Source organism: Brevibacterium sp. K72, assembly GCF_050562175.1.
Taxonomy (GTDB): Bacteria; Actinomycetota; Actinomycetes; order Actinomycetales; family Brevibacteriaceae; genus Brevibacterium; species Brevibacterium casei.
This window is the reverse complement of sequence record NZ_CP191582.1, coordinates 2,545,496-2,569,811: the sequence shown is the minus strand read 5'-3', so window position 1 is coordinate 2,569,811 and position 24,316 is coordinate 2,545,496. Positions and strand designations below refer to the sequence as shown.

Sequence of the window (24,316 nt, the reverse complement as noted above, 5' to 3'; positions counted from 1 at the left end):
GAGACTGCCATCCCCGGCACCGACGCCGAGGCGGTCCTGCTCAGGCGTTCATCGTCGCCTCGAGCACGGCGTCGCGGGCCTCCCGGCGCTTGCGCTGCTCCTTGGGATCCGGAACCGGAACCGCGGAGAGCAGGCGCTGCGTGTAGGGATGGACCGGGTTGGCCACGACCTGCGAGGCCTGCCCGATCTCGACGAGGTACCCGTGCCGCATGACGGCGATGCGGGAGGCGATGCGCTCGACGACAGCGAGATCGTGGCTGATGAAGAGGCACGCAAACCCGTAGAGCGCCTGGAGGCTCTCGAAGAGGTCGAGGACCTTCGCCTGGACGGAGACGTCGAGCGCCGAGGTCGGCTCATCGGCGATGAGCAGCTTCGGCCGCAGGCTGAGCGCACGGGCGATGCCGATGCGCTGACGCTGACCGCCCGAGAGCTCGTGCGGGTAGCGGTTGCGCATCGACGTCGGCAGCTCGACCGCGTGGAGGAGCTCCTCGACGCGCTTGTTGAGCGCCGGACCCTTCATCCCCTCGTGGAGGTAGAGGGGTTCGCCGATCGACTCGCCGATGGGCAGGCGCGGGTTGAGCGAGGAGCCGGGGTCCTGGAACACGATCCCCACCTCCTTGCGCAGCGGCCGCATCTGCTTGTTGGTCAGCCCCTTGATGCTCTTGCCGTTGACGACCATGTCGCCTTCGACGGTGGGCAGGAGGCCGAGGGCCGCGCGGCCGATCGTCGTCTTGCCCGATCCCGACTCGCCGACGAGGCCGACGACCTCACCGGGAGCGATCATGAGGTTGATGTGGTGAGCGGCGCGGAACGCCTTCTTCCGCCCGACCGCGGGGTACTCGATCGCCGCATCCCGCAGCTGGAGTGCCGAGGGCTGCGAGAAGTCCGCCTGCGACCCAGGATGGTAGTAGGTCTCCGTCGAATCCATCTCTATGTGAGGATGCGAAGCCTCCCCTGTCGACACGGCAGTGGCCTCGGCATCGTTGTCGGCCACCGATCCGGCGCCGAGGTCGTCGCCCCCGGACTCGTCCGCGAAGGTCTCCTCGAGTTCGTGGATGGCCTCCTCGACGTCGTGGAGATCCGTACCGAACGCCTGCCCTTCGATCTCGGTGCCGAGGTGGGGCACGGCTTCGAGGAGCTGCTTCGTGTACGGGTGCTGCGGGTTGTAGAAGATCTCATCCGCCGTCCCCGACTCGACGACCTTGCCCGAGCGCATGACGATGATGCGGTCGGCCATGTCCGCGACCACGCCCATGTCGTGCGTGATGAGGATGATGCCGGCATCGAGCTTCGACTTCAGCTCGCGCATGAGCTTGAGGATCTCCGCCTGCACCGTGACGTCGAGTGCCGTGGTCGGCTCGTCGGCGATGAGCAGCTTCGGCTGGCACGCGAGCGCCTGCGCGATCATGATGCGCTGACGCTGACCGCCCGAGAGCTGGTGGGGGAACGAGTTGTACCGCTCCTCCGGCTCCGGGATCTCGACGAGGCGCATGAGCTCGAGAGCCCGTTCCTTCGCCTCCTTCGGACCCATGTCGAGGTGGACGCGGAGGGTCTCCATGATCTGGAAGCCCGCCGTGTAGACCGGGTTGAGCGCGGTCATCGGCTCCTGGAAGATCACCGAGATGTCGTTGCCGCGGATGTGCTGCATCCGCTCCTGCGGCATCCCGATGAGCTCCTTGTCGCCGAGCTTCGCCGAGCCGGTGGCCCGGCCGTTGCTCGGCAGCAGACCGAGCAGGGACATGCTCGACTGCGATTTGCCGGAACCGGACTCACCGACGATCGCGAGCACTTCGCCCGCATTCACCGTGTACGTGAGTCCCTCGGCTGCCATCCACCATTCGTCGCTCACCCAGAAGTGGACTCCGAGGTCCTTGACGTCGAGGATCGGTGACTTCGCACCGGTGGTCGACTCAGTCGTGTTCTGCTCGGTCATCACTTGTCCCCCTTCTTCGCCATGCGCTCGGCCTTCTTCATCTTCCGCCAGCTCGGGATCGTCTTCATCCGCGGGTCGAACGCGTCGCGAAGACCGTCGCCGATGAAATTCACGCACAGAGCGATGACGATGATGAAGAGACCGGGCCACCAGAACAGCCACGGACGGGTGGCGAACGAGGTCTGGTACTCACTGATGAGCTGCCCGAGGGAGATGTCCGGCGGCGCGATGCCGAAGCCGAGGAAGCTCAGCGAGGCCTCGAGGACGATCGCCTGGCTCATCAGCAGAGTCGTGTTGACGATGATGACGCCCATCGCGTTCGGAAGCATGTGCTTGAACATGATCCGGAAGTCGCTCGCGCCCGCGACTCGGGCGGAGTCGACGAATTCGCGCTCGCGCAGGGAGAGGAAGTCACCGCGGACGAGTCGGGCCAGGCCGGTCCAGAGGATCGCTCCGAGGACGAGTCCGAGCATCGCGCCGCCGGTGCCCGAGACGAGCTTGCCGAGGATGGCGCCGACGACGATGACGGGGAGGATGATGAAGCCGTCGGTGACGCGCATAAGGATCGAGTCGACCCAGCCGCGGTAGTAGCCGGCCAGCGCGCCGACGATCGTGCCGATGATGAGCGCGACGATGCCGATGATGAGCATGACCATGATCGAGATCTGGGTGCCCTTCATCACCCGGGCGAAGTTGTCCCGGCCGATCTCATCCTGACCGAAGGGGTGCTCTCCCGGAGAGAAGATGTTCTGCAGCGTCCATGTCGGAGCGCCGCCCGGATTGACGATCGGACCGGAGGCTGTGTGGTTGAAGATCCACCAGCCGGGGATCGGGCCGATGCCCTGGGCCGAGTAGGCGAAGACGGTGACGAGGAAGAGGACGATGAGTCCGACCATCGCACCTTTGTGCCGGAGGAACTTCCGGAAGACGATCTTGCCTTGGGACAGTCCCTCGGTCTCTTTGGATTCGATCGCGTTCTCACCGACGCTGTCGGTCGCGATCGGGCTCTGTTCTTTGTCGTCGATGCTCATGCGTTCACTCGGATTCTCGGGTCGAGGACGGCGTAGAGGAAGTCCGCGACCAGGTTGGCGATGATGGCGAGGATGCCCGTGATGAGGATGTAGGCCATGATCGGGTCGAGCTCGGACTGCCTCATCGAGTCGATGAAGAGCTTGCCCATGCCGTTCCAGCCGAAGATCGTCTCCGTGATCACCGCACCGCCGATCATCGTGATGACGTCGACGGGGATGATCGAGGCGAGCGGCAGCAGCGCATTGCGCAGCGCATGGCGCATGATCACGGTGCGCTCGTTGAGCCCCTTGGCCCGCGCCGTACGGATGTAGTCCTGGCCCATGACCTCGAGCATCGACCCGCGGGTGTAGCGGGTGTACGACGCGAACGAGATGAGGACGAGGGCGATCGACGGCAGGAGGAGGTGGGTGAACGAGTCGAGGTTCGTGATCCAGAAATCGCCGTCGACGTTGGGAGCCGAGGCGCCGATCGTCGCGATCGGGCGATTGTTGATCGCGGGACTGCTCGAGTACTCCGACCACCCCTGGAGCACACGGTCGGCGAAGATCGTCACGGCGATGATGAGCGTCGTGAAGACCGTCGTTCGCGCGGTGTCCCACGGGTCGGGTCCGCGGAAGGCAAGGCCGACGCCGATGGCCACGCCGATGGCGACGACGAGTAGGCCGAACATCCACAGCCAGTTCATCTCCTGGTAGTAGAAGAGGTACTGGAGCGGCATGTAGATGAGGGCTCCGATGACGGCGCACGTGAGTGTGGCGTAGAGGACGCGCTTGTTCTTCAAACCCGTCGAGAGGAACGTCATGACGATCGCCGCACCGACGCCGATGACGACGACGCCGACGACTCCGATGGTCGGCTGCTGCAGCCACCCGCTCGCGAGGATGTAGTAGATCGTGCCGAAGGTGACGAGCGTCGCGGCGGCGAAGGTGATGATCCGCCGCTTCTTGCCCCCGCCGAGTGCGCCCATCCAGAACAGGCCCATCGCGAGGCAGAAGATGATGATCGGCCACCAGCTGTCCAGTGTCGGATCATTGATGAAGTTGTTGATCTCGATCGCCCCGTACTGCTTGAGCAGAACCGCGACCCAGAAGACGGGCAGCGAGTAGAGGAGGAACGAGACGAAGGTGATGAAGTAGTCGAAGCCCGAGTACTGGCGGATGGCCGAGATCATGCCGACGGCGATGCCGAGGATGATGGCGACGATCGTCGAGGCCGTGATGAGCTTGATCGTGTTGATGATCGCGCCCTGGAGCAGGTAGGTGACTTCCTGACCGCTCTTCCACGCGATGCCGAGGTCGCACTGGCCGATGAGGCATCCGCTGGCACCGGCGAGCCACTTGAAGTAGCGGACGACCGCGGGTGTCTCGAGATCGAGGAGCCTGATACGGGACTCATAGAGTGCTTCGATGTTCGGGGAGGTGCTCGAGCGCAGGTCCCAGAAGAAGTCGAGGGCGACGTTGAGCAGGAGATAGAGGACGAACGTGACGACGAGCAGAACGATGACCGTCGACAGGAGACGTCTGAGAATGAACTTGATCATGGTGTGTCCGATTCCGTCTGTGCGAGCACGCCACTGTGGGGATCACTGATGTGATCCCCACAGCAGCTGAGAAGGTGAGAAGCCGATCGCATCAGATGCGAATCAGTTCTTCTCCCACTCCCAGTAGTTCCAGAACATCGTCGGCGACACGGACGTCGACTTCACGTTCTTGACGCTGTCGTTGTAGATCGTCAGCTCCGGGAACTGGAAGATCGGAGCACCGAAGGCGTCGTCGGTGAGCTGCTTCTCCAGATCGATCGAGAGCTTCTCGGCGTTCGCTTCGTCAGCGGTGAGCATCTCGTCGAGGATCTTGTCGACCTTCTCGTTCGAGTACCCGCCGTAGTTGTTCTGCGCACCGGTCCGGTAGTTCGCATCGCTCGAGGTGATTCCGGTGTCCTCGGACTGCCAGCCGAAGAGCGAGAGATCGTACGTGCCGTCGCCGAGGCGGGTGCCCCAGTTGACGTCGCCGACGTCTTCGATTGTGAAGCCGGCCTTCTCAGCCGATTCCTTGATGAGCTGGAACTCCTGCTGACGACGCGAGTTCGTGTTGTCGTACATGATGCGCACGGGCTTGATCTCGCCGCCGACCTCGTCGAGGAGCTTCTTCGCCTCGTCGGTGTTGACGTCCGAGTAGTCGGCCTTCATCCCGTTGCCGTTGACGATGCCGTCGTACATCGGCGAACCGGGCACCTGGGTGAAGGAATCGCGCACCACGGCGTTCTCGTTGAGCGGCTTGATAATCTTGTCGACGATCTCCGCGCGGGGAACCGTCTTGAGGAAGGCCTGCCGGACCTTCTTCGCCTTCTCCTCGTCGCCGCCGTAGGACTTCGGATCGAACGGACCGTTGTTGTCGAAGGTGAAGTCGACGTGCTCGTAGGTCGCACCGTCAGCGGCGTCGACCGTGACGCCGTCGATGCCCTCGGCGGCGGAGAGGACGTCAGCGGTCGCCTGCGGCTGGGTCATGTCGACCTCGCCGTTCTCGACCGCCTGCACCATCGCCATCGGGTCGCCGTTGTAGCGCACCGTGATGGTGTCGACCTTGGGCTTGACGGGACCCGAGTAGTTCTCGTCCTTCTGGACCGTGATGTACTGGCCCTCCTGGAAGTCCGTGATCTTGTACGGGCCGTTGTGGACGAGGAGGTCCTCGTCGTCGGGCATCGAGGTGAAGTCGAAGCCGGTGTTCCAGACATTCGAGATCTTCGACAGGGCTGCTGTGTCCTTGTTCTTGATCGCGTCGAGGATGGCCTGCTTGCCCGCGGCAGGGTCTTCCTCTCCCAGCGCCTTCTTCGCGACGATGTGCGCCGGCACGCCGACGCCGTCGGCGCCGACGCCGAAGGTGAGCTCCCAGTCGGCGAAGGGCTTGGAGTACTCGAAGGTGATCTCCTTGCCGTCTTCGGAGACCTCGGGGAAGTCCTTGATGAGAGCGGGGCCGATCGACGAGGAGTCGAAGTAGACGGTGCTCTCGTCGTTCTCCTTGACGGTGCCGTCGTCGTTGTTGTTCGAGTCGACCGTGTTGAAGTTCGCCGAGGTGCCCGCCCAGGTGAGAGCGAGGTCCGCGGCGTCGACCGGCGTGCCGTCCGACCACTTCGCGTTGTCGTTGAACGTGTACTTGACCTTGAGCGGATCCTCGGAGACCCGCTCGACCGAGCCGAGTGAGCCGTCCTGCAACTCCAGATTCTCGTCGTAGTACTTGAAGTTGTCATTCATCATGTAGGTGAGAATGGCGTTCGAGACCGCGTTGCCGTTGGCCGTCATCGTGTTCATCGAACGGAAGGACTCGTTCCACCCGATGTTGAGGATCGAGTTCTCCGAGGCCTGATCGTCATTGCCACCACCGGGAGGGGTGCAGGCAGAAAGCACCATTGCTGCTGCGGCAACTGAGGCACCGGCTGCGAGGAAGCGCTTGTTCACGTTCTCTCCTTGTTGTTCTCTGGGCTCGCGCCCACGTGCTCGCCTCCCGGATTCGGGATGCGCTGCGGTCACACGGCCCGCTATCGGGAATGTGACCTCGTTCATGCTTCTGCATGGATTGCCTCAAAGTTAATTCACACGTCACTGTGACTGAGTCCACAATGTGAGCCATATCTCGAATCGTTACCGTTTCGAGACCCAGGCCACAGTGATCGACCCTCGGGTCTCAGTGGATAGGATGTTCGGATGGCAAACAGTGAGATCGGACCCGACGAGACCCGAATCGTGAGAACGACGGGATCGACCGTCCTCTTCGTCCTCGTAGCGGCCGTCGCGGCGATCGGCATCGGCTCGATCGTTGTCGGCGACTTCACCCTTCGCGGCCTCGCCGTCGCAGGGATCCCGGTGCTGCTCTTCGTCGGCGTCTGGGCGCTCTACCGGCACCCCCGGGTCGAACTGCGACCGCAGGAGATCGTCCTCGTCAACCCGCTCACCACGATCACTGTGCCGTGGAACCTCGTCGACGGCTTCGACACCCATTTCGGACTGAGCGTGCGCACACACGAGAAGAGCTATTCATCGTGGCCGCTCGCGGGTCGGGGCAAGAAGATGGAGAAGGACGCCCACGGGATCCGCCGACTCGTCGACGAGCCGAGTCCCGCGGTCGACACCGTCCTCGACCACCATGCGCGCCTGAACGAGGCGCAGCTGGCCAACCCTCGCGGAGAGCGCACGATCACCCAGGTGTGGAATGTGCCGGTGATCGCAGCGCTGGCCGTCGCGATCGTCTGGGCGATCCTCGGCTTCATGGCCGTGCCGCGCTGGTGACCCTGCCCTGAGATCGGGTGCCGGGGAGTACTGACGATCAGGTTCCGGTCACCAGCCGCGTTCGCGCCACTCCCCCAACTGACCGCGCTCGGCACCGAGAGTCGTCGGCGCGCCGTGTCCCGGCAGCACCTGCGTGTCATCGGGCAGCTGGTCGAAGACCCGCTCCTCGAGGTCGTCCATGAGCGAGGTGAAGTCCTCCGGCGACCACGTCTTGCCGGGTCCGCCGGGGAAGAGCGAATCCCCGGAGAAGAGGATCGTCTCTCCCCCGTCGCGCAGCAGCAGGGCGATCGATCCCGGCGTGTGTCCGCACAGGGCGATTGCCTGGAGGACGAACCCGCCGAAGTCACCGACGTCGAGGTGCTCGACGGTGTGCGCGATCTCCACCCCTTTGGCCTCGGCGATCGCCGCGGCATCGGCGGCCCCGGCGATCGTCATCGCATCCGGGTGCCTCTTCGCTGCCGCCGGCAAGGCGCGGATGTGGTCCCAGTGGCGATGCGTCGTGATGATCGCCTGCAGGACCGGTGTCGCGCTCGTGTCCTCGGCTCCGGCACCAAGCAGCTCCTCGATCGCGTCGATGTCGTCGGCGGCGTCGATGAGGACCTGAGCCCCCGTCTCCTTCGCCGTGATGAGATAGACGTTGTTCTCCATCTCCGACACGGAGATCCAACGGACGACGACGTGCTCTGTCTCGATCGTGTTCACCATCTGCCCCTCACATACTGCGGTGGATACGGCCCCGGCTCTTCGCCGAGTTCATGGGCCGCCCGCTGCGGCCACGCAGGTTCGCGCAGGGCCACACGGGCGAGCAGGATCGCATCGGCCTGGCCTGATGCGAGGATCGTCTCCGCCTGACCGGGTTCGGTGATGAGGCCGACGGTCGCCGTCGTCGCGCCCGCGTCCCTGATCGCCGCCGACAGCGGCACCTGATAGCCGGGTCCCACGGGGACCTTCACGGGAACGTTTCCGCCCGAGGACACGTCGATGACGTCGACCCCGCGGGCGTCGAGGGCACGGGAGACCTCGACCGCCTCGGCGATGTCGAATCCCCCTTGGGTCCATTCGCTCGCCGAGAGCCGGACGAAGACGGGAACATCCTCACCGACGGCCGCGCGCACGGCATCGTAGGTCTCGAGGAGCAGACGGGACCGTCCCTCGAGATCACCGCCGTAGCGGTCGGTGCGCTGGTTCGACAGCGGGGAGAGGAACGAATGGAGGAGGTAGCCGTGGGCGGCATGGAGTTCGACGAGGTCGAAGCCGGCCCCGATGGCGCGCTTCGCGGCCGCAGTGAAGGCGGCGACCACCTCGGCGATGTCGTCCTCCGTCATCTCCGTCGGCTCGGTGTACCCGGGGTAGGCGATCGGGCTCGCGCCCACCGGCTGCCATCCGCCCTCCGACTCGGGAACGGTGCCGCGCGGGTTGCCGTCGAAGGGCCGGTAGGTGCTCGCCTTGCGTCCGGCGTGGGCGAGCTGCATGCCGATCGGGGTCCCCTGCGAGTGGACGAAGTCGACGACGGGCGTCCACGCCGCGGCGTGGTCGTCGCTCCAGATCCCGGCGTCCTGCGGGGAGATCCTGCCCTCGGGAACGACCGCCGAGGCTTCGGTGAGGATGAGCCCGAATCCGCCGGTCGCGCGCGCTCCGAGATGGACGAGGTGCCAGCTGCCGGGCATGCCGTCCTCGGCCTCGCACGAGTACTGGCACATGGGAGCGAGCCAGATCCGGTTCTCGATCGTCAGTCCGCGCAGCGTCATCGGGGTGAAGAGTTCAGCCATGGTCACAAGTCTGCCTGAAAGATGCTCGTCTCACCTCATGAAGCGTCACATCATGATGCCGAAGACGGGAACGGCGAGGAGGAAGACCGTCGCGGTGATGAGGACGATGCCCACGAGGTTGAGCCAGATGCCGCCCTTGACCATCTGCCCGATCGTCACGTACCCCGACCCGTAGGCGACGGCGTTGGGCGGGGTGGCCACCGGCAGCATGAACGCACAGGTCGCCGCGAGCGCGACGGGGATCGTGAGGAGCAGCGGGTCGAGCTGGAGGCCGAGCGCGACTCCGCCGACGACGGGGATGAACGTCGCGGCCGTCGCCGTGTTCGACGTCAGCTCCGTGAGGAAGAGGATAATCGCAGCGAAGACGGCGACGATGAGGATGGGCGGCAGGACCCCGAGGCCGGCGGAGGCCTCGCCGATCCATTCGGTCAGTCCCGAGGAGGAGAACTGTGCGGAGAGGGCGAGACCACCGCCGAAGAGGAGGAGGACGCCCCACGGCAGCTTCTCCGCGGTCTCCCAGTCGAGGAGGCGGACGCCGCGGTTCGCCCCTCCGGGGATGAGGAAGAGGAGGAGGCCGATGACCATGGCGATGCCCTCATCGCTGATGGGCGGGTCCTCGAAGATGAGCGGGATCGTGATCCAGCTGACCGCGGCGAGGACGAACATGCCGAGGACGAGCTTCTCGCCCGTCGACATCGGGCCGAGCTTGGCCAGCTCCTCGCGGATGAGTTCGCGGCCGCCGGGGATCTCGTCGATCTCGGGCTTGAAGAGGACCTTGACGAGGAGGAACCATGCGATCGCCATCATCACCACGGCCAGGGGGACGCCGACGAGCATCCACTGTCCGAAGCCGATCGAGATGTCGTGGTTGTCCTTGAGGTAGGCGACGAGGAACGTGTTCGGCGGGGTGCCGATGATCGTGCCGAGCGATCCGATCGAGGCGGCGTAGGCGATGCCGAGCATGAGCGCGGTGCCGAAGTTCGACTTCACGACGTGGCCGAGGCCCACCTCGGAGTCGGGGCCCGAATCGGCGCCGGAGGCAGTGTCAGCGCCAGTGCCAGTGTCAGCACCAGTGCCGGCGTCGGGAGCCGAACCCTCGGTTGTCGCTGACGACCGTTTCGAGTCGGACCGGTCGGTCGCCTCGGCGGGGGTGATCGCAGATCCGACGACCTTGGCGACGATCATGAGCACGGAGATGCCGATCGGCAGCATCATCACGGCCGTCGCCGTGTTCGAGACCCACATCGACATGAACCCGGTGGCGATCATGAACCCCGCGATCATCGGGCCGGGCCTGTTGCCCATGAGGCTGAGGGTGAAGAGCGCGATGCGCCGGTGGAGGTTCCACCGCTGCATCGACAGGGCGATGAGGAATCCGCCGAGGAAGAGGAAGATGATCGGGTTGCCGTAGGAGGCGCCGACGTCGGCCATCTCGATCTCGGAGCCGAAGACGGGGAAGGCGACGAGGGGGACGAGTGAGGTCGCCGGGATCGGCAGGGCCTCGGTCATCCACCACACGGCCATGAGGACGGCGACCCCGGCGGTGAGCCTCGCGTCGTGGGCGACCGAGTCGGGCATGATCGCGTAGACGAGCGTGGAGAGGATGAGGCCGAGGAAGAAGCCGGTCCACCGGATCCGCACGGTCTTGAGCGGGAACCCCGGGGCCCGCTCTCCCGGTGACTTCTCCGCGATCTCGGTCGACATCGGCGTGGTCTGGTTCTCGTTCACGGTGAGCTCCTCGGCGAGCCGGCTGGACTACAGCTGTCCCTGTCATCGTAGCAACCGGGGGTGACGCGCGGGATCATGCTCGGGCGGGGATGAGGCTGTCGGTGTGAGGCCCGGCCGACGCCACGAGCGGGGCCGTCGCGGTCGGGGTCGCCGCCCTATCGGCGGGGCCGTCGCTCACTCGACGACGTCTTTGCCCTCTCGACGACGTCTCTGCTCTATCGGGCGGCGTACTCGCCCCGCTCAGGACGCTGAGCCGTCGCCCCTAGCGGGAGGCGAGGAATGAGTGGATGCGATCGGCGACGATCTCGGGGTGCTCGGCCATGAGCAGATGCGCGGAGTCGGGGACGACCGCGAGCTCCGAGCCGTCGACGGCGTCGCGCATCTCCCCCATCGCCTCGGGCGTACAACCGGGGTCCTGCGAGCCGGCGAGGAAGAGCGTCGGCGTCGTGATCGCGCCGAGCTTGCCGGTGAGGTCGTAGAGCGCGAGCGCACGGCAGCAGGCGATGTAGGCGGCGTCGTCGATGGTCGCGAGGTCGGTGAGCGTTGCCGGCCCCGTCGCGATGTCCTCCTCGAGGAAGCCCGCGGCGAACCAGCGGTCGGCGGTGTCGGGCAGCAGGGACTGCGTGCCGTCGTTCTCGACCTCGGTGATCCGTTCGGCCCAGGAGACATCGGTGCCGAACTTCGTCGCCGTCGAACACGCGATGAGACCGGTGAGCTTCTGCGGGTGTTCGAGGGCGAGGGTGAGACCGATCCCGCCGGAGATCGAGGCACCGCAGTACGTGAAGGACTCGACGCCGTGGTCCTCGAGCGATTGAACGAGGCCGGCGGCGAGGTCGGAGATCGTGAAGTCGGTGCTCAGCTCCTCCTTCGACACCGGGAACGTGTGTCCGGGCAGGTCGGAGAGGTAGATCTGGTGGTCATCGACGAGGCGCGAGGCCACGGCCGCCCACAGCGAGACGCGCGTGCCGAGGGCATCGCCGAAGACGAGGACAGGAGATCCGGGGTTGTCGTTGAAGGCGTGCAGGGCGATGCGCATGAGGGCTCCTCATCGTCGGGTCGGGATCAGCGGTCGTCGACAGTCCTCTCTGGAGCGTCGACGCTCGTCGCAGGTGAACTCGCAGGTCAACGGGATCGCGCCGGAGCGCCGGTCACGCCAACAGCCTACCGTCGGAATAGCGCAGATAACAGCGCGGACACAGCGATTCATAGGTCACGGCGTTGCCGTCGATGGCGACCTGATCGCCGTCGAAGATGAACCGCCCGTCGACGAGGCGGCCGTTGAACATCGCCTTCCTCCCGCAGCGGCAGATCGTCTTGAGCTCTTCGAGCGTGTGGGCGATCTCGAGCAGGCGCGCCGAGCCGGGGAAGGCCCGGGTGCGGAAGTCGGTGCGGATGCCGTAGCACATCACCGGCACCGAGGCGTCGGTGGCGATGCGCATGAGCGAGTCGACCTGCCCGGGTTCGAGGAACTGTGCCTCGTCGATGAGGAGGCACGCGACCGGGGCCTTGGGTGCGTCGATCGATTCGATGAGGGCGTCGTGGTCGACGTAGTCGGCGTGCTCGCGGTAGATGAGCTCGACATCGGCGCCTGCGGGGATGAGGAAGTCGACGGCGCGGGTGACGCCGAGGCGGGAGACGATCTCGTCGGCGCCCTTCGTGTCGATGTCAGGTTTGGCCAGGAGCACCCGCTGGCCGCGCTCCTCGTAGTTGAAGGCGGCCTGGAGGAGCGCCGTCGACTTGCCCGAGTTCATCGCCCCGTAGCGGAAGTAGAGTTTGGCCACCTGGTCCCCCATCTGTCGAGTCTGCTGCCGCGCAAGTCCCGGCGTGCTGTATTCCTGCGTGTTGCCGTATTCCTGCGTGCTGCCGCGCGGTCCCGCGCGTGCGTGCCGACGACACTCTACCGTCGCCGCCGCGCACGCACCCCGGCGGGAGGCCGCGATCGCACTGCGGGCCCGACCGCCTCGGCGAGGGGGCCCAGCCGGGCTGGGACCACACGATCGCACGTACGCCTCCGACCACCTCGGCGAGAGGGCGAGTCACCGCGCTCACAGGCGCGAGCGCCTCGGCGGAACGACCGCACGGGGCGAAGAGACCAAACGGTAGGATGGTGAGGTCAAACCCCACGACGATTCGGAGCAGTCCATCACCATGGCCAAAATCATTTACACGCGCACCGATGAAGCGCCGCTGCTGGCGACGTACTCACTCAAGCCGATCATCGAAGCCTTCGCCACCTCGGCGGGCGTCGACGTCGAGACCCGGGACATCTCCCTGGCCGGCCGTGTGCTCGCCCAGTTCGCCGATCGTCTCCCCGCCGACCAGCAGGTCGCCGACGCGCTGACCGAGCTCGGCGAGCTCGCCAAGACCCCGGCAGCGAACATCATCAAGCTCCCCAACATCTCCGCCTCCGTCCCCCAGCTCAAGGCCACGATCGCCGAGCTGCAGTCCCAGGGCTACGACCTCCCCGACTACCCGGAGGAGCCCGAGACGGACGAGGACAAGGACGTCAGGGCCCGCTACGACAAGGTCAAGGGTTCGGCCGTCAACCCGGTGCTGCGCGAGGGCAACTCCGACCGCCGCGCACCCGAGGCCGTGAAGAACTACGCGAAGAAGCACCCGCACTCGATGGGCGAATGGTCGCCGAACTCGAAGACGAACGTCGCGACGATGAGTGCCGACGACTTCCGCGCGAACGAGCAGTCCGTCGTCATGGACGCCGATGACACGCTGAGCATCGTGCTCGTCCCCGAATCCGGCGACGAGGTCGTCCTCAAGGACTCCCTGCCCGTGCTCGCCGGCGAGGTCGTCGATGCGACGAAGATGAACGTCGCCGCCCTCGACGAATTCCTCCGCGCGCAGATCCAGCGCGCCAAGGACGAGGGGATCCTCTTCTCCGTCCACCTCAAGGCGACGATGATGAAGGTCTCCGACCCCATCCTCTTCGGCCACGTCATCGAGGCGTTCTTCCCCGAAGTCTTCGCCGAGTACGGCGACGCCCTCGCCGAGGCGGGGCTCACCCCCGACAACGGCCTCGCCGCGATCCTCGCCGGCCTCGATGAGCTGCCCGCCGAGGTGGCCGAGGGTGTCCGCGCAGGCATCGAGAAGGGTCTCGCCGAGGGTCCGGCACTCGCCATGGTCAACTCCGCGAAGGGCATCACCAACCTCCACGTGCCCTCCGACGTCATCGTCGACGCCTCGATGCCGGCGATGATCCGCGTGGGCGGGAAGATGTGGGACAAGGACGACCAGACCCAGGACACGCTGGCCGTCATCCCCGACTCCTCCTACGCCGGGATCTACCAGACCGTCATCGACGACTGCCGTGCCAACGGCGCGTACGACCCGACGACGATGGGCACCGTCCCCAACGTCGGCCTCATGGCCCAGAAGGCCGAGGAGTACGGCAGCCACGACAAGACCTTCGAGATCGAGCAGGCCGGCGTCGTCGAGGTCCGCAACTCCGCCGGTGATGTCCTCATGAGCACCGAGGTGGCCCCCGGTGACATCTGGCGCGCGTGCCAGACGAAGGACATCCCCGTCCGCGACTGGGTCAAGCTCGCCGTCACCCGGGCCCGCCTGTCGAACACCCCCGCCGTGTTCTGGCTCGATGAGACCCGCGCGCATGACCGCAACCTCAAGGCGAAGGTCGAGGAGTACCTCGGCGATCACGACACCGAGGGCCTCGACATCCGGATCCTCAACCCCGTCGATGCGACCCAGTTCTCGATCGACCGGATCCGTGAGGGCAAGGACACGATCTCCGTGACCGGCAACGTCCTGCGCGACTACAACACGGACCTCTTCCCGATCCTCGAGCTCGGCACCTCGGCGAAGATGCTCTCCGTCGTCCCGCTCATCGCCGGCGGCGGACTCTTCGAGACGGGTGCGGGCGGTTCCGCACCCAAGCACGTCCAGCAGCTCGTCGAGGAGAACCACCTGCGGTGGGACTCGCTCGGTGAGTTCCTCGCCCTCGCTGAGTCGTTCCGGCACGAGTTCAACGTCCACGGCAATGCCCGCGCCGGCGTGCTCGCCGACACCCTCGACGCCGCGACGGGACGCTTCCTCGAGGAGAACAAATCGCCCTCGCGCAAGGTCGGCGAGATCGACAACCGTGGCAGCCACTTCTACCTCGCCCTCTATTGGGCGCAGGAGCTGGCGAAACAGACCGAGGACGCCGAGCTCGCCGCCGCGATCGCCCCGGTCGCAGCCGAACTCGAGGAGAACGCCGAGACGATCGCCTCCGAGCTGCTCGCCGTCCAGGGCTCGCCTGTCGACCTCGGCGGGTACTACAACCCCGACGATGCGAAGACCGAAGCAGCGATGCGTCCGTCCGAGACCCTCAACCGGATCGTCGCGACGCTGAGCGAGAAGGTCTGACGCGAGACCACAGCACACCGGCGACTCGCGTCGCACCACCGACTCGCGTCGCACCACTGACTCATGGGCCCATCAGCATCTATGATGGGCCCATGAGTTCTCAAGACCCGCGTGGACGCTCCCAGACGCCCGAAGAGCTGCTCGCCGAGACCGATGCCCTGCTCGGCCAGTCCCAGTCGCCGACCGAGCAGTCGCCGGCCGGCCAGGTGCCGAACGGACAGGCGCCGACGCAGGAGACGCCTGCCGGTCAGAGCCCTGTCCGGCAGTCGCCGACGGGCACCTCGGGCACCAAGGAGCAGCGCGGAGGTATGTCCGCGGGCATGTGGATCTCGCTCATCCTCGGCGCGGCCATCGTCGTCCTCCTGCTCATCTTCATCCTCCAGAACAACGTGCCCGCCGACTTCCAGTACTTCGGCTGGCAGTTCCAGCTTCCGCTCGGCGTCGCGATGCTCTTCGCCGCGATCGGCGGCATCTTCGTGGCAGGCATCATCGGCTCGGTGCGGATCTTCGTGCTCAGCCGCCGCCTGAAGAAGATCGAGAGGTCAGGCCGCTGAACCGCCCGATGCACCCCGACTTCACCGTCCTTCCCACCGACCTTCCCGCTACGTTCGTCCTCGCCGACACTGCCGGAGCCGCCGCATGGGCGCGCACCGAGGAGGCGATCGCCTCAGTGCTCACCGAGCAGGAGCAGAACTATGCCAAGGAGTTCGACGCCGAGGCGGCTCTGACCTGGGCGGCCGGCCGCGTCGTCCTCCGCCACGTCCTCGGGTCGGTCCTCGACCAGGACCCCGCGGAGATCGAGATCCGCCTCGACTCGGCGGGCAAACCGCGGATCGACGACGGCGAGTTCTCCGTCACGCGCGCGCACCGGCTCGTCCTCATCGCGGTCTCCGAGGACCCTGTCGGCGTCGACCTCGAAGCCGTGCCCGAACTCGCCGTCGCCGCCGAGGCGCTCGCTCTCCTCCATCCGCGGGAACGCGAAGAGCTCGAATCGCTCGCCGAGGCTGAGCTGCCCGAGGCGTTCGTGCGCGTGTGGGCGCGCAAGGAGGCATTCCTCAAGGCGCTGAGCACCGGTCTCGCCCGGGATCCCGGCATGGACTACATCGGCTCGGGTGAGACGCCGCAGTCACCGCACCCCGACGTCGACATCCACGACCTCGTCGAGGGCGTTCCCGCCGGCTACCGGGCCGCGATCGCCTTCAACCGCTGATTCTCAGGGCGCCGACCGCGCCTCGGTCAAGCCGGAGCGCGGATAGCCGCGCGGGCAGCCGCCACCGCCGCTCGGTCAAGCCGCAGCGCGGATAGCCGCGCGGGCAGCCGCCACCGCCGCTCGGTCAAGGCGCAGCGCGGATCGCCGGCCGAGGAACCCCCGCGATCTGCACTGCGCCTTGAGTGAGGGATGTGCGCGAGCGATCTCCGAGGGCTGCCACTCATCGCAGGCCACCACCGTGCCGCGCAATCTCGGTCAAGCCGGAGCGCGGATAGCCGCGCAATCTCGGTCAAGCCGGAGCGCGGATAGCCGCGCAATCTCGGTCAAGCCGGAGCGCGGATAGCCGCGCGCCCAGCCGCCACTGCCGCTCGGTCAAGGCGGAGCGCGGATCGCCGGCCGAGGAACCCCTGCGATCTGCGCTGCGCCTTGAGTGAGCGGGGTGGGCGACGGCCTCGGGTGCGCGACGGGCTTGAGTGACCGAGCGTCTGGGGTAAGACAGGCGCGCGGGCTCAGGCCTCGTCGGCGAAGTCGGGGCCGTTGGCGCCGGTGGTGAAGACGATCGCGATCGCGAGCGACACGAGGGCGAGGACGCCGAAGAGGATGTAGCCGCCGGCTGGATTCTCCGCGGCGGCGAGGATGATTCCGACGACGACAGCGACGATGACTGCCGAGTCGGCGAGCATGACGTGCAAGAAGTAGGTTCTCGCACCCTTGCTCACGCCATACGAGATCTCCGTGGCCGAACTGAGGAAGAGCAGGACCGCCGCGGTGATGACAATCCACGTCGGGGCTAGGAAGAAGTCCCGGAGCCCGGGCATGAAGACGAGCAGGGCTACCGCGGCGAGGAGCTTGACGATTCCGTCGACGACGTACACGGGCTTGATCATGCTTCGATCCTATCGGCTCTGCGGCGGACTCCTCAGAGCGCCGCAGGTCCACGCGATCACTCGCCCCGGCCTCCACCCGACCGGTCTCGCCGCCCACCCGCGCAGCGTCGCCGGTCTCATGTCACGCACCGCCGTCGCCGAGCTCCCTGATCTCCCCGAGCACCCGCCGCAGGACGCTCGCCTCGACGTTCGAGTGCGCGAGGACGATGCCGTGACGGACCGCGCTGTCACCGCTCCAGCCGTCGGCGAGCGATGCCACCCGGATACCGCGTTCGAGCAGCTCACTCTGCAGCCTCCTCGCCTCCCGCGCGCTCGTCTCGATGACGAGCGTCCTGCCTTCGTGGACGAGTCCGGGCAGAGTTCCGACCTCGGCGACGACCGCCTCGGCGGCCCGCAGACGACGACGCCCCCGGGCGATGCGCCGCCGCAGGCCACCCGACTCGAGGTAGCCGGCCACCGCGGACTGGAGCACGGGTGCGATCGCCGGTCCCCACGACGTACGCACCTCGGCCATCGCCGTCCCGAACCGCCCGCCGCGGGCGACGACGTACCCGGTCGAGACAGCGGTGGTCAGCAGGGTCGAGAAGGTGCCGATGTGGACGAGGTCGACGTCGAGCTCCATCGACCCGGCCAGATCGAAGAGCGTGGGCACCGCGGTGCGCTGGAACCGTGCCTCACTGTCGTAGTCGTCCTCGATGACGACGATCCCCGCCTCTGCCGCCCACGTCAGCAGCGCGATGCGCGTGCTCACCGGCATCGTCGTGCCATGTGGGAACTGGTGGTTCGGGGTGACGACGATCGCCGCGGCCCGGCCCTCGAGGTCCGAGAGCCGCCCGATGTCGAGTCCGGTGGAGACGTCGAAGGGGATGAGCTCGCGATCGGACATCGCCAGTCGCAGCCCGGGGAAGCCGGGGTTCTCCACCCCGATCGGGCCGGTCAGACCCGAGGCGAAGAGCAGCCGCAGTCCGTCGCGCGAGCCGCTGGTGACGATGAGGTCGTGCGGGTCGACGCTCATCCCCCGGAGCAGACGGAGATGATCGGCGATCGCCCAGCGGGCACCCGGCTGTCCGAGCGGATCGGTCGTGCCCGGGTCGACGTCGAGAGCATCCCGCCAGGCCCTGCGGAACGCGGGATCGCGCAAGGGGTCGTCGCCGCCGTGACCGGGCCGCAGATCGATGAGTCGCCGAGGCGGTCGCCGGGGCACCGTGGGCGGTGCGGGGGCCTGCGCCCGCCGCAGCAGCGCCGCCGGGAGGTCGGGGTCGACGATCGTCGCCGACCGTTCCCGCGTGAGGAGGTAGCCCTCGACCGCGAGCTGGGCATACGCGGTCTCGACCGTCCCGCGGGAGACGCCGAGGTGGCCGGCGAGCTTCCGACTCGCAGGCACGGGCTCTCCCGGCCGCAGCTCCCCGCGCGCGACGAGGTCCCGGATCCCGGTGACGATCTGGTCGGGCAGCGGCGAGTCGTGGTCGAGTGCGATGCCGAGGGACTCACGGGTCGAGCGCGGAAGTGCGGGCATGGCTCTATGCTACCCACTACTGGCCCAAAGTTCTCAATGGATTCTGGCTCTCTCGATGGGCCACATTGAGCTCTAGCCTGGAGGGGACACGTCGGCGACCGACGTGCAGACAAACCCTTGTCCCACCCATCCACGGGTGCCCGTCCCCCTGGGCATCCGGGTGACAGAAGTGAAGCGAAGGCACAGCAATGACCGAGACACAGACCCTGCTCAACACCGGACTCGCCCAGATGCTCAAGGGCGGCGTCATCATGGACGTCGTCAACGAGGAGCAGGCCCGCATCGCCGAGGCCGCCGGTGCCTCCGCCGTCATGGCCCTCGAGCGGGTCCCCGCCGACATCCGCGCCCAGGGCGGTGTCGCTCGGATGTCCGACCCCGACCTCATCGACTCGATCGTCAACGCCGTCTCCATCCCCGTCATGGCCAAGGCCCGCATCGGCCACTTCGTCGAGGCGCAGATCCTCGAGAGCCTCGGGGTCGACTACATCGACGAGTCCGAGGTCCTCTCCCCCGCCGACTACGTCAACCACATCGACAAGTCCGTCTTCACCGTCCCCTTCGTCTGCGGGGCGACCAACCTCGGCGAGGCGCTGCGCCGCATCCAGGAGGGCGCATCGATGATCCGCTCGAAGGGTGAGGCCGGCACCGGCGACGTCTCCGAGGCGATGCGCCACCTGCGCACGATCAACTCCGAGATCCGGGCACTCGGCGCCAAGAGCGAGGACGAGCTCTACGTCGCAGCGAAGGAGATCGCCGCCCCGTACCAGCTCGTCAAGCAGGTCGCCAGCCTCGGCCGCCTCCCCGTCGTCACCTTCGTCGCCGGCGGCATCGCCACCCCGGCCGATGCCGCGATGATGATGCAGCTCGGCGCCGACGGCGTCTTCGTCGGCTCCGGCATCTTCAAGTCCGGCAACCCCGAGGCCCGCGCCAAGGCCATCGTCGAGGCGACGACCCACTTTGACGATCCCGCCGCCGTCGCCGCCGCCTCCCGCGGTCTCGGCGACGCCATGGTCGGCATCAACGTCGCCGACGTCCCCGCCCCGCACCGCCTCGCCGAGCGCGGATGGTGACGGTCGGCGTCCTCGCCCTCCAGGGAGCGTTCCGCGAGCACCTGAGCGTGCTCGGCGCCCTGGGGGTCGGGACCCGCAAGGTCACCCGCCCCGAGCACCTCGACGGGCTCGACGGGATCGTCCTGCCCGGCGGGGAGTCGAGCGCCATGGTCAGGCTCGCCGCTCCCACGGGACTCTTCGGCCGCCTCGGCGAGAGGATCCGGGACGGCCTGCCGGTCTTCGGCACCTGTGCCGGACTCATCCTCCTCGCCGACCGCCTCACCGATGATTCGCTGGCAGGCTTCGACCGCCTCGGCGGGCTCGACATCACGGTCGCCCGCAACGCCTACGGTCGCCAGCGGGAGTCGTTCGTCGCTCCCCTGACAATCACCGGGATGACCCCGGATTTCGACGGCACGTTCATCCGTGCCCCGCAGATCGTCGACACCGGAAGCGCCGAGGTGCTCGCCCGTCACGACGGGACCGCGGTCCTCGTTAGGCAGGGAGATGTCTGGGGTGCGAGCTTCCATCCGGAGTTGGGTCCGGACACGAGACTCCACGCGGAGTTCGTGCGAAGATTGGGCCATGACGACTGAGGCGATCGACACGCTCAAGACCGGATACACCTTCGACGGCGCCACCCTCGACCTGGGGGTGGCGCTCGACGGGGAGACCCCGGCACCGGACGTACCCATCTCGATTCCACTCTCGATGCTCAACCGACACGGACTCGTCGCCGGGGCCACCGGCACCGGCAAGACCGTCACCCTCCAGGTCCTCGCCGAGCAGCTCTCCCGCGCGGGCGTTCCCGTCTTCGCCTCCGACATCAAGGGCGACCTCTCGGGCATCGGGGCGCCCGGGGTGCCCTCGGACAAGCTCACCAAGCGCCTCGAGGCCGCCGGTCAGGAGTGGGACCCGAAGGCGAACCCGACGGAGTTCTACACCCTCGGCGACTCCGGACTCGGGACTCCGATCCGGGCGACCGTGACCTCGTTCGGGCCCATCCTGCTCTCGAAGGTCCTCGAACTCAACGACACCCAGGAATCGGTCCTCTCCCTCGTCTTCCACTACGCGGACAAGGCCGGTCTCGCGCTCCTCGACCTCTCCGACCTCCGGGCGGTGCTCACCTACCTCACCTCGGACGAGGGCAAGGCGGAGCTCGAGGGCATCGGCGGGGCATCGAAGGCGACCGTCGGCGTCATCCTCCGCAAGATCGCCGAACTCTCCGCGCAGGGCGGCGACGTCTTCTTCGGCGAACCCGAGTTCGACACCGCCGACCTGCTCCGCGTCGACGAGAACGGCGCGGGCATCGTCTCCGTGCTCGAGCTGCAGAAGCTCAGCCAGTCCCCCGCGCTCTTCTCGACGTTCCTCATGTGGCTGCTCGCGGACCTCTTCCAGGATCTGCCCGAGGTCGGCGATGCGGACAAGCCCTCCCTCGTCTTCTTCTTCGACGAGGCCCACCTCCTCTTCGCCGACGCGTCGAAGGCGTTCCTCGAGTCGGTGACCCAGACCGTGCGGCTCATCCGCTCGAAGGGCGTCGGCGTCTTCTTCGTCACGCAGACACCGAAGGACGTCCCCGAGGACGTGCTCGCCCAGCTCGGCTCGCGCATCCAGCACCAGCTGCGAGCGCACACACCCAATGACCAGAAGGCGCTCAAGGCCACGGTGCAGACCTTCCCGAAGTCCGGCTACGACCTCGAGGAGCTGCTCACCTCGCTCGGCATCGGCGAGGCCGTCGTCACCGTCATGGATCCCGACGGCGCCCCGACTCCCGTTGCCCCGACCCGGATGCGCGCCCCGGAGTCGAAGATCGGCCCGATGAGCGAGGACGAGGTCCGTGCCGCCGTGGCCGCCTCCCCGCAGCAGAAGAAGTACGGCACTGCGATCGACAACGAGTCCGCCCGTGAGATCCTCACCGCCCGTCTCGAAGGCGGAGCCGCAGCGAAGGAGGCCGAGGACAAGGCCGCCGGGCAGGGCACAGCAGGCGCCGAGTCGGGGTCAGCAGGCGCCGAGTCGGGGGCCGCAGGCTCGGCAGACAAGGTCCCGTTCCCCGAGGATCCGGCACCGCGGTCGCAGTCGAAGGCTCCCGAGAAGAAGGAGGAGGAGAACCTCTTCTCGCAGGTCGTCAACTCCTCCGCGTTCAAGCAGTTCACCCGGACTGCGGCCAGGGAGATCGCCCGCGGCATCTTCGGCACCTCGCGCCGCCGCCGCTGAACAATCGCGGCTGAGCTGTCGCCGCTGAGGCGGCGCGGCTGAGTTGTCGCCGGGCCGACGCTGGGCCTCCGCTGGGCCGGCGTCGCCAACGCCGCTGAGCCGTCGCCGCTGAACCCGCCGCCGGTCTATCGCGCCGGCGCCGCTGAGCCGTCGCGGCGCCCGGGAGACCGGTTAGCGTCGGCGCGACCTCGATTCGGCGGGGACGATGACGTCGAGGATGAGCTCCCCGGTGTCGATCTCGACGGCGACCGCCTCGCCGAGGTGGTCGCCGTCGAGCTGGATCGGCGCAGGCTCGGAGACGGTGATCGTCGACCGCCGTGCCGTCCAGTAGCGCATCGCCGGGTCCCGTTCGGGGTGCCCGCGCAGGCAGGCGGCACCGATGCCGACCCACTCGCCGAGGCGACGGGCCGCCGCACCGGGCCCGAGGACGACGGCGAGGAATTCGAGGTCTTCGCTCACCGCCTCGGCGCCGGGGAAGACCGGAACGGGACCTGCGGGACGCCGCGTCTTCGCGGCCATGACCGACCAGACCTCGAGTTCCTCGCCGTCGATGCGCGCTGGCAGCTGCGGGGCGAAGAGCGCGAGCAGCGCGCCTCTCGCATAGCCGAGCAGCCCCCACGCGCGGTCGTGGGCGGCGACGGCGCGGGCATCGCCGCCGATGCCCGCCAGCGAGAGGAAGTGCTCGTGACGGACCGCACCAGAGGCGTCGAGGAACTCGGCGACCGAGACGGGGACGCCGGCCCGGGCGGCGGCTCCGTGGAGGAAGTCCTCGCACAGCGCCAGACCTGACCGTGCCGTGTGGAGGCCGAACCCGCGGGAGAAGACATTGGCTGTGCCCGTGGGGACGACGAGGACGGGGACCCCTGCGGTCGCGAGGATAGGGGCGGCGGATCGGAGGGTGCCGTCCCCGCCGAGGAGGACGACCGCCTCGGCGCCCCAGTCGACGAGGTCCTGCGCCTGCCGTGACCCGGGGGCCTCCGGGGTCGTCGAGGTGGTGCGGTATCGGATGTCGAGTGCGGTGAGCAGACCGACGAGGCGATGGTAGGCGCGGTGCGTCCGGGCGTGGACCGGGTTGACGATGATCCCGATGCGCATGTGCCTGCTCCTCCTTGAACGAACTCTCGGACGAACTCTTGGACGAACTCTCAGACGAACGCCGGATGGGTGCTCGCGACGGCGTCGACCCGCTCCGCGTCGATCGTCTCCCCCGGGAAGGGATCGACGAGGACGCGCGGGCCGCTCTGCTTCGGTGAGCGCTTCCACGTGCCGCGCACGCGCGTGCCCTCGACGACGGTGTTCTTGAACATCCCGTTGCCGCCGGGGACGACGGCGCGCTCGTGGCCGGGATCGAGGGTGCAGCTGCGGTCCTTGTAGCCGAGGATGAGCTCGTCGAAGCCCGGCAGCAGGGTGAGCGCGTGGGCGGCATCCTCCCAGACGGACAGGCGGTCCTCGAGGTCGGGGGCCTGGACGTGCTCGACGTCGTCGATCGTCACGGCCGCGATGTCGCCCGAGTCGACGAGTGAGGCCAGGGCGGCGCGGATCGGGGTCTTCGGCAGACCCGTCCACCGGGTTGCGTCGTCAACGGTGACCGGTCCGTGGCCGAGAACGTAGCGGCGCATCCATTCGCGCAGGGCGGCTTCGGTGTCGATTCCGGCGTCGGCGGAGGGATCGCGCAGGGCGAAGGCGAGTTCGTCGCGCCCGGGCACGAACCCGGACTGGATGAGCAGACCCTGCATCGAGAGGTTGGTGATGAGGTGCCGCTGTCGTCCGTACTCCTCGTCCTTGGAGATTCCTGTCATCAGCGGGGAGAGGCTGGCGACGAGGTCCTCCCGGCTGAGCGGGCCGCGGTCGGCGATGGCCGCTTCGACGAGGGCGGCGGCGGTCTCGAGCAGCAGTTCGTCGACGCCGAAGTGGGCCCGACGGGTGGCTTCGGCCTTCCACCGCCGCGGCGCGGTGAGGCGGAGGATCCACCCGACGTCCTCGGCAGTCGTGAGGTGGACCGTGCCGCGCTGGGTCCACGTGCGCACGATCGATCCGGACTCGATCTCCGCGCGAACCTCGGCGAGGTCCCGGGTCTGCGTGCGCAGCGCCACGGAGACGAGCGCCCCGCCGAGCGCCTGGGCCTGCACGCACGCGAGCCGACGGACCGCCTCGGCGGGGGTGGGGGCATCGGACCCGACGAGACCTGAGGAGATCATGCGAGCCGCCGAGATCTGGGCTGAGTCCATGGACTCAGCGTAACGCGCGGACCTCACCATCTATTACGGTCGAATAACGAGTTGCGCCTCACAACATGACTGACAGCATCTGTTGTGAACGATG

20 protein-coding genes are annotated in these 24,316 nt (G+C 67.5%); 7 read left to right on the top strand and 13 right to left on the bottom strand.

What is annotated here, in order from left to right; all coding sequences use genetic code 11:
* Nucleotides 1-40: 40 nt before the first annotated feature.
* The 4 genes from ACQ1RG_RS11505 to ACQ1RG_RS11490 all read right to left on the bottom strand — a co-directional run bounded on the left by ACQ1RG_RS11505 (nucleotide 41) and on the right by ACQ1RG_RS11490 (nucleotide 6,416).
* Nucleotides 41-1,933: an ABC transporter ATP-binding protein gene (locus tag ACQ1RG_RS11505; RefSeq protein ID WP_009375165.1), complete on the bottom strand. Its 1,893-nt coding sequence runs from the start codon at nucleotides 1,931-1,933 to the stop codon at nucleotides 41-43.
* A complete protein-coding gene (locus ACQ1RG_RS11500) occupies nucleotides 1,933-2,964 on the bottom strand; it encodes an ABC transporter permease (protein ID WP_063250950.1) in 1,032 nt (343 codons plus the stop codon). The genes ACQ1RG_RS11505 and ACQ1RG_RS11500 overlap by 1 nt, the downstream gene beginning before the upstream one ends.
* Nucleotides 2,961-4,505, bottom strand: coding sequence for an ABC transporter permease (locus tag ACQ1RG_RS11495; protein ID WP_280559723.1), 1,545 nt, complete (start codon nucleotides 4,503-4,505; stop codon nucleotides 2,961-2,963). Before ACQ1RG_RS11495 ends, ACQ1RG_RS11500 begins: the two co-directional genes overlap by 4 nt.
* A gap of 102 nt (nucleotides 4,506-4,607) precedes the next feature.
* The gene (locus ACQ1RG_RS11490) at nucleotides 4,608-6,416 is read right to left on the bottom strand and encodes an ABC transporter family substrate-binding protein (RefSeq protein WP_193338607.1); all 1,809 of its coding nucleotides are present in this window, start codon (nucleotides 6,414-6,416) and stop codon (nucleotides 4,608-4,610) included.
* 246 nt (nucleotides 6,417-6,662) lie between these two features.
* On the opposite strand from ACQ1RG_RS11490, the gene ACQ1RG_RS11485 reads away from it, so the two are divergent.
* Nucleotides 6,663-7,244 carry a hypothetical protein gene (locus ACQ1RG_RS11485; protein WP_009375157.1) on the top strand — a complete coding sequence of 194 codons (582 nt, stop codon included), beginning with the start codon at nucleotides 6,663-6,665 and terminating at the stop codon, nucleotides 7,242-7,244.
* A 48-nt stretch (nucleotides 7,245-7,292) separates the two neighbouring features.
* On the opposite strand, the gene ACQ1RG_RS11480 is transcribed toward ACQ1RG_RS11485, so the two are convergent.
* The 5 genes from ACQ1RG_RS11480 to ACQ1RG_RS11460 all read right to left on the bottom strand — a co-directional run bounded on the left by ACQ1RG_RS11480 (nucleotide 7,293) and on the right by ACQ1RG_RS11460 (nucleotide 12,522).
* On the bottom strand, nucleotides 7,293-7,949 hold the full coding sequence (locus tag ACQ1RG_RS11480) for an MBL fold metallo-hydrolase (RefSeq protein WP_009375155.1): 657 nt from the start codon (nucleotides 7,947-7,949) through the stop codon (nucleotides 7,293-7,295).
* Nucleotides 7,943-9,013, bottom strand: a complete 1,071-nt coding sequence (locus tag ACQ1RG_RS11475; RefSeq protein ID WP_430600138.1) for an NADH:flavin oxidoreductase/NADH oxidase — start codon at nucleotides 9,011-9,013, stop codon at nucleotides 7,943-7,945. Before ACQ1RG_RS11475 ends, ACQ1RG_RS11480 begins: the two co-directional genes overlap by 7 nt.
* A gap of 45 nt (nucleotides 9,014-9,058) precedes the next feature.
* The gene (locus tag ACQ1RG_RS11470; protein ID WP_081590947.1) at nucleotides 9,059-10,717 is read right to left on the bottom strand and encodes an SLC13 family permease; all 1,659 of its coding nucleotides are present in this window, start codon (nucleotides 10,715-10,717) and stop codon (nucleotides 9,059-9,061) included.
* Between the two features lie 286 nt (nucleotides 10,718-11,003).
* On the bottom strand, nucleotides 11,004-11,777 hold the full coding sequence (locus ACQ1RG_RS11465; protein WP_009375150.1) for an alpha/beta fold hydrolase: 774 nt from the start codon (nucleotides 11,775-11,777) through the stop codon (nucleotides 11,004-11,006).
* 112 nt (nucleotides 11,778-11,889) lie between these two features.
* Nucleotides 11,890-12,522: a thymidine kinase gene (locus ACQ1RG_RS11460; protein ID WP_197932415.1), complete on the bottom strand. Its 633-nt coding sequence runs from the start codon at nucleotides 12,520-12,522 to the stop codon at nucleotides 11,890-11,892.
* 367 nt (nucleotides 12,523-12,889) lie between these two features.
* Between ACQ1RG_RS11460 and ACQ1RG_RS11455 the strand changes: the two genes are divergently transcribed.
* The 3 genes from ACQ1RG_RS11455 (at nucleotide 12,890) to ACQ1RG_RS11445 (ending at nucleotide 16,328) form a co-directional block, all read left to right on the top strand.
* Complete coding sequence (locus tag ACQ1RG_RS11455; protein WP_144587864.1) at nucleotides 12,890-15,118, top strand: NADP-dependent isocitrate dehydrogenase; 2,229 nt, start codon at nucleotides 12,890-12,892, stop codon at nucleotides 15,116-15,118.
* Nucleotides 15,119-15,210: 92 nt separating this feature from the next.
* Entirely contained in the window at nucleotides 15,211-15,672 is a 462-nt protein-coding gene (locus ACQ1RG_RS11450; RefSeq protein WP_430600137.1) for a LapA family protein, read from the top strand.
* Nucleotides 15,673-15,680: 8 nt separating this feature from the next.
* Nucleotides 15,681-16,328, top strand: coding sequence for a 4'-phosphopantetheinyl transferase family protein (locus tag ACQ1RG_RS11445; protein WP_430600136.1), 648 nt, complete (start codon nucleotides 15,681-15,683; stop codon nucleotides 16,326-16,328).
* A gap of 509 nt (nucleotides 16,329-16,837) precedes the next feature.
* Here the strand turns inward: ACQ1RG_RS11445 and ACQ1RG_RS11440 are convergent.
* Both ACQ1RG_RS11440 and ACQ1RG_RS11435 read right to left on the bottom strand, forming a co-directional pair.
* Entirely contained in the window at nucleotides 16,838-17,215 is a 378-nt protein-coding gene (locus tag ACQ1RG_RS11440) for a hypothetical protein (RefSeq protein ID WP_009375140.1), read from the bottom strand.
* Between the two features lie 121 nt (nucleotides 17,216-17,336).
* The gene (locus tag ACQ1RG_RS11435; protein WP_259864158.1) at nucleotides 17,337-18,731 is read right to left on the bottom strand and encodes a PLP-dependent aminotransferase family protein; all 1,395 of its coding nucleotides are present in this window, start codon (nucleotides 18,729-18,731) and stop codon (nucleotides 17,337-17,339) included.
* Between the two features lie 188 nt (nucleotides 18,732-18,919).
* Here ACQ1RG_RS11435 and pdxS point away from each other — a divergent pair, with 188 nt between their 5' ends.
* Genes pdxS through ACQ1RG_RS11420 form a run of 3 tightly spaced genes read left to right on the top strand, consistent with a single transcriptional unit; the run spans nucleotide 18,920 to nucleotide 21,994 of the window.
* Nucleotides 18,920-19,801 carry a pyridoxal 5'-phosphate synthase lyase subunit PdxS gene (gene pdxS, locus ACQ1RG_RS11430; RefSeq protein ID WP_009375135.1) on the top strand — a complete coding sequence of 294 codons (882 nt, stop codon included), beginning with the start codon at nucleotides 18,920-18,922 and terminating at the stop codon, nucleotides 19,799-19,801.
* A complete protein-coding gene (gene pdxT, locus ACQ1RG_RS11425; RefSeq protein ID WP_009375133.1) occupies nucleotides 19,795-20,376 on the top strand; it encodes a pyridoxal 5'-phosphate synthase glutaminase subunit PdxT in 582 nt (193 codons plus the stop codon). Before pdxS ends, pdxT begins: the two co-directional genes overlap by 7 nt.
* Nucleotides 20,366-21,994 carry a helicase HerA-like domain-containing protein gene (locus ACQ1RG_RS11420; RefSeq protein ID WP_009375131.1) on the top strand — a complete coding sequence of 543 codons (1,629 nt, stop codon included), beginning with the start codon at nucleotides 20,366-20,368 and terminating at the stop codon, nucleotides 21,992-21,994. The genes pdxT and ACQ1RG_RS11420 overlap by 11 nt, the downstream gene beginning before the upstream one ends.
* Nucleotides 21,995-22,165: 171 nt before the next feature.
* Here ACQ1RG_RS11420 and ACQ1RG_RS11415 read toward each other — a convergent pair whose 3' ends face one another.
* Together ACQ1RG_RS11415 and ACQ1RG_RS11410 are read right to left on the bottom strand one after the other, a co-directional pair.
* Nucleotides 22,166-23,089 (bottom strand): diacylglycerol/lipid kinase family protein, encoded by a 924-nt coding sequence (locus tag ACQ1RG_RS11415; RefSeq protein ID WP_009375129.1) that lies wholly within the window; start codon nucleotides 23,087-23,089, stop codon nucleotides 22,166-22,168.
* 50 nt (nucleotides 23,090-23,139) lie between these two features.
* Complete coding sequence (locus ACQ1RG_RS11410; RefSeq protein WP_430600135.1) at nucleotides 23,140-24,222, bottom strand: winged helix DNA-binding domain-containing protein; 1,083 nt, start codon at nucleotides 24,220-24,222, stop codon at nucleotides 23,140-23,142.
* Nucleotides 24,223-24,316: the final 94 nt, after the last annotated feature.

Coding starts and splice junctions, on each gene's coding strand:
- ACQ1RG_RS11465 (WP_009375150.1), bottom strand. CDS start 11,777: ATGCGCATCGCCCTGCACGCCTTCAACGACAACCCCGGATCTCCTGTC.
- pdxS (WP_009375135.1), top strand. CDS start 18,920: ATGACCGAGACACAGACCCTGCTCAACACCGGACTCGCCCAGATGCTC.
- ACQ1RG_RS11450 (WP_430600137.1), top strand. CDS start 15,211: ATGAGTTCTCAAGACCCGCGTGGACGCTCCCAGACGCCCGAAGAGCTG.
- ACQ1RG_RS11505 (WP_009375165.1), bottom strand. CDS start 1,933: ATGACCGAGCAGAACACGACTGAGTCGACCACCGGTGCGAAGTCACCG.
- ACQ1RG_RS11500 (WP_063250950.1), bottom strand. CDS start 2,964: ATGAGCATCGACGACAAAGAACAGAGCCCGATCGCGACCGACAGCGTC.
- ACQ1RG_RS11410 (WP_430600135.1), bottom strand. CDS start 24,222: ATGGACTCAGCCCAGATCTCGGCGGCTCGCATGATCTCCTCAGGTCTC.
- ACQ1RG_RS11445 (WP_430600136.1), top strand. CDS start 15,681: ATGCACCCCGACTTCACCGTCCTTCCCACCGACCTTCCCGCTACGTTC.
- ACQ1RG_RS11435 (WP_259864158.1), bottom strand. CDS start 18,731: ATGCCCGCACTTCCGCGCTCGACCCGTGAGTCCCTCGGCATCGCACTC.
- ACQ1RG_RS11480 (WP_009375155.1), bottom strand. CDS start 7,949: ATGGTGAACACGATCGAGACAGAGCACGTCGTCGTCCGTTGGATCTCC.
- ACQ1RG_RS11475 (WP_430600138.1), bottom strand. CDS start 9,013: ATGGCTGAACTCTTCACCCCGATGACGCTGCGCGGACTGACGATCGAG.
- ACQ1RG_RS11420 (WP_009375131.1), top strand. CDS start 20,366: ATGACGACTGAGGCGATCGACACGCTCAAGACCGGATACACCTTCGAC.
- ACQ1RG_RS11485 (WP_009375157.1), top strand. CDS start 6,663: ATGGCAAACAGTGAGATCGGACCCGACGAGACCCGAATCGTGAGAACG.
- ACQ1RG_RS11440 (WP_009375140.1), bottom strand. CDS start 17,215: ATGATCAAGCCCGTGTACGTCGTCGACGGAATCGTCAAGCTCCTCGCC.
- ACQ1RG_RS11455 (WP_144587864.1), top strand. CDS start 12,890: ATGGCCAAAATCATTTACACGCGCACCGATGAAGCGCCGCTGCTGGCG.
- ACQ1RG_RS11470 (WP_081590947.1), bottom strand. CDS start 10,717: ATGTCGACCGAGATCGCGGAGAAGTCACCGGGAGAGCGGGCCCCGGGG.
- pdxT (WP_009375133.1), top strand. CDS start 19,795: ATGGTGACGGTCGGCGTCCTCGCCCTCCAGGGAGCGTTCCGCGAGCAC.
- ACQ1RG_RS11495 (WP_280559723.1), bottom strand. CDS start 4,505: ATGATCAAGTTCATTCTCAGACGTCTCCTGTCGACGGTCATCGTTCTG.
- ACQ1RG_RS11415 (WP_009375129.1), bottom strand. CDS start 23,089: ATGCGCATCGGGATCATCGTCAACCCGGTCCACGCCCGGACGCACCGC.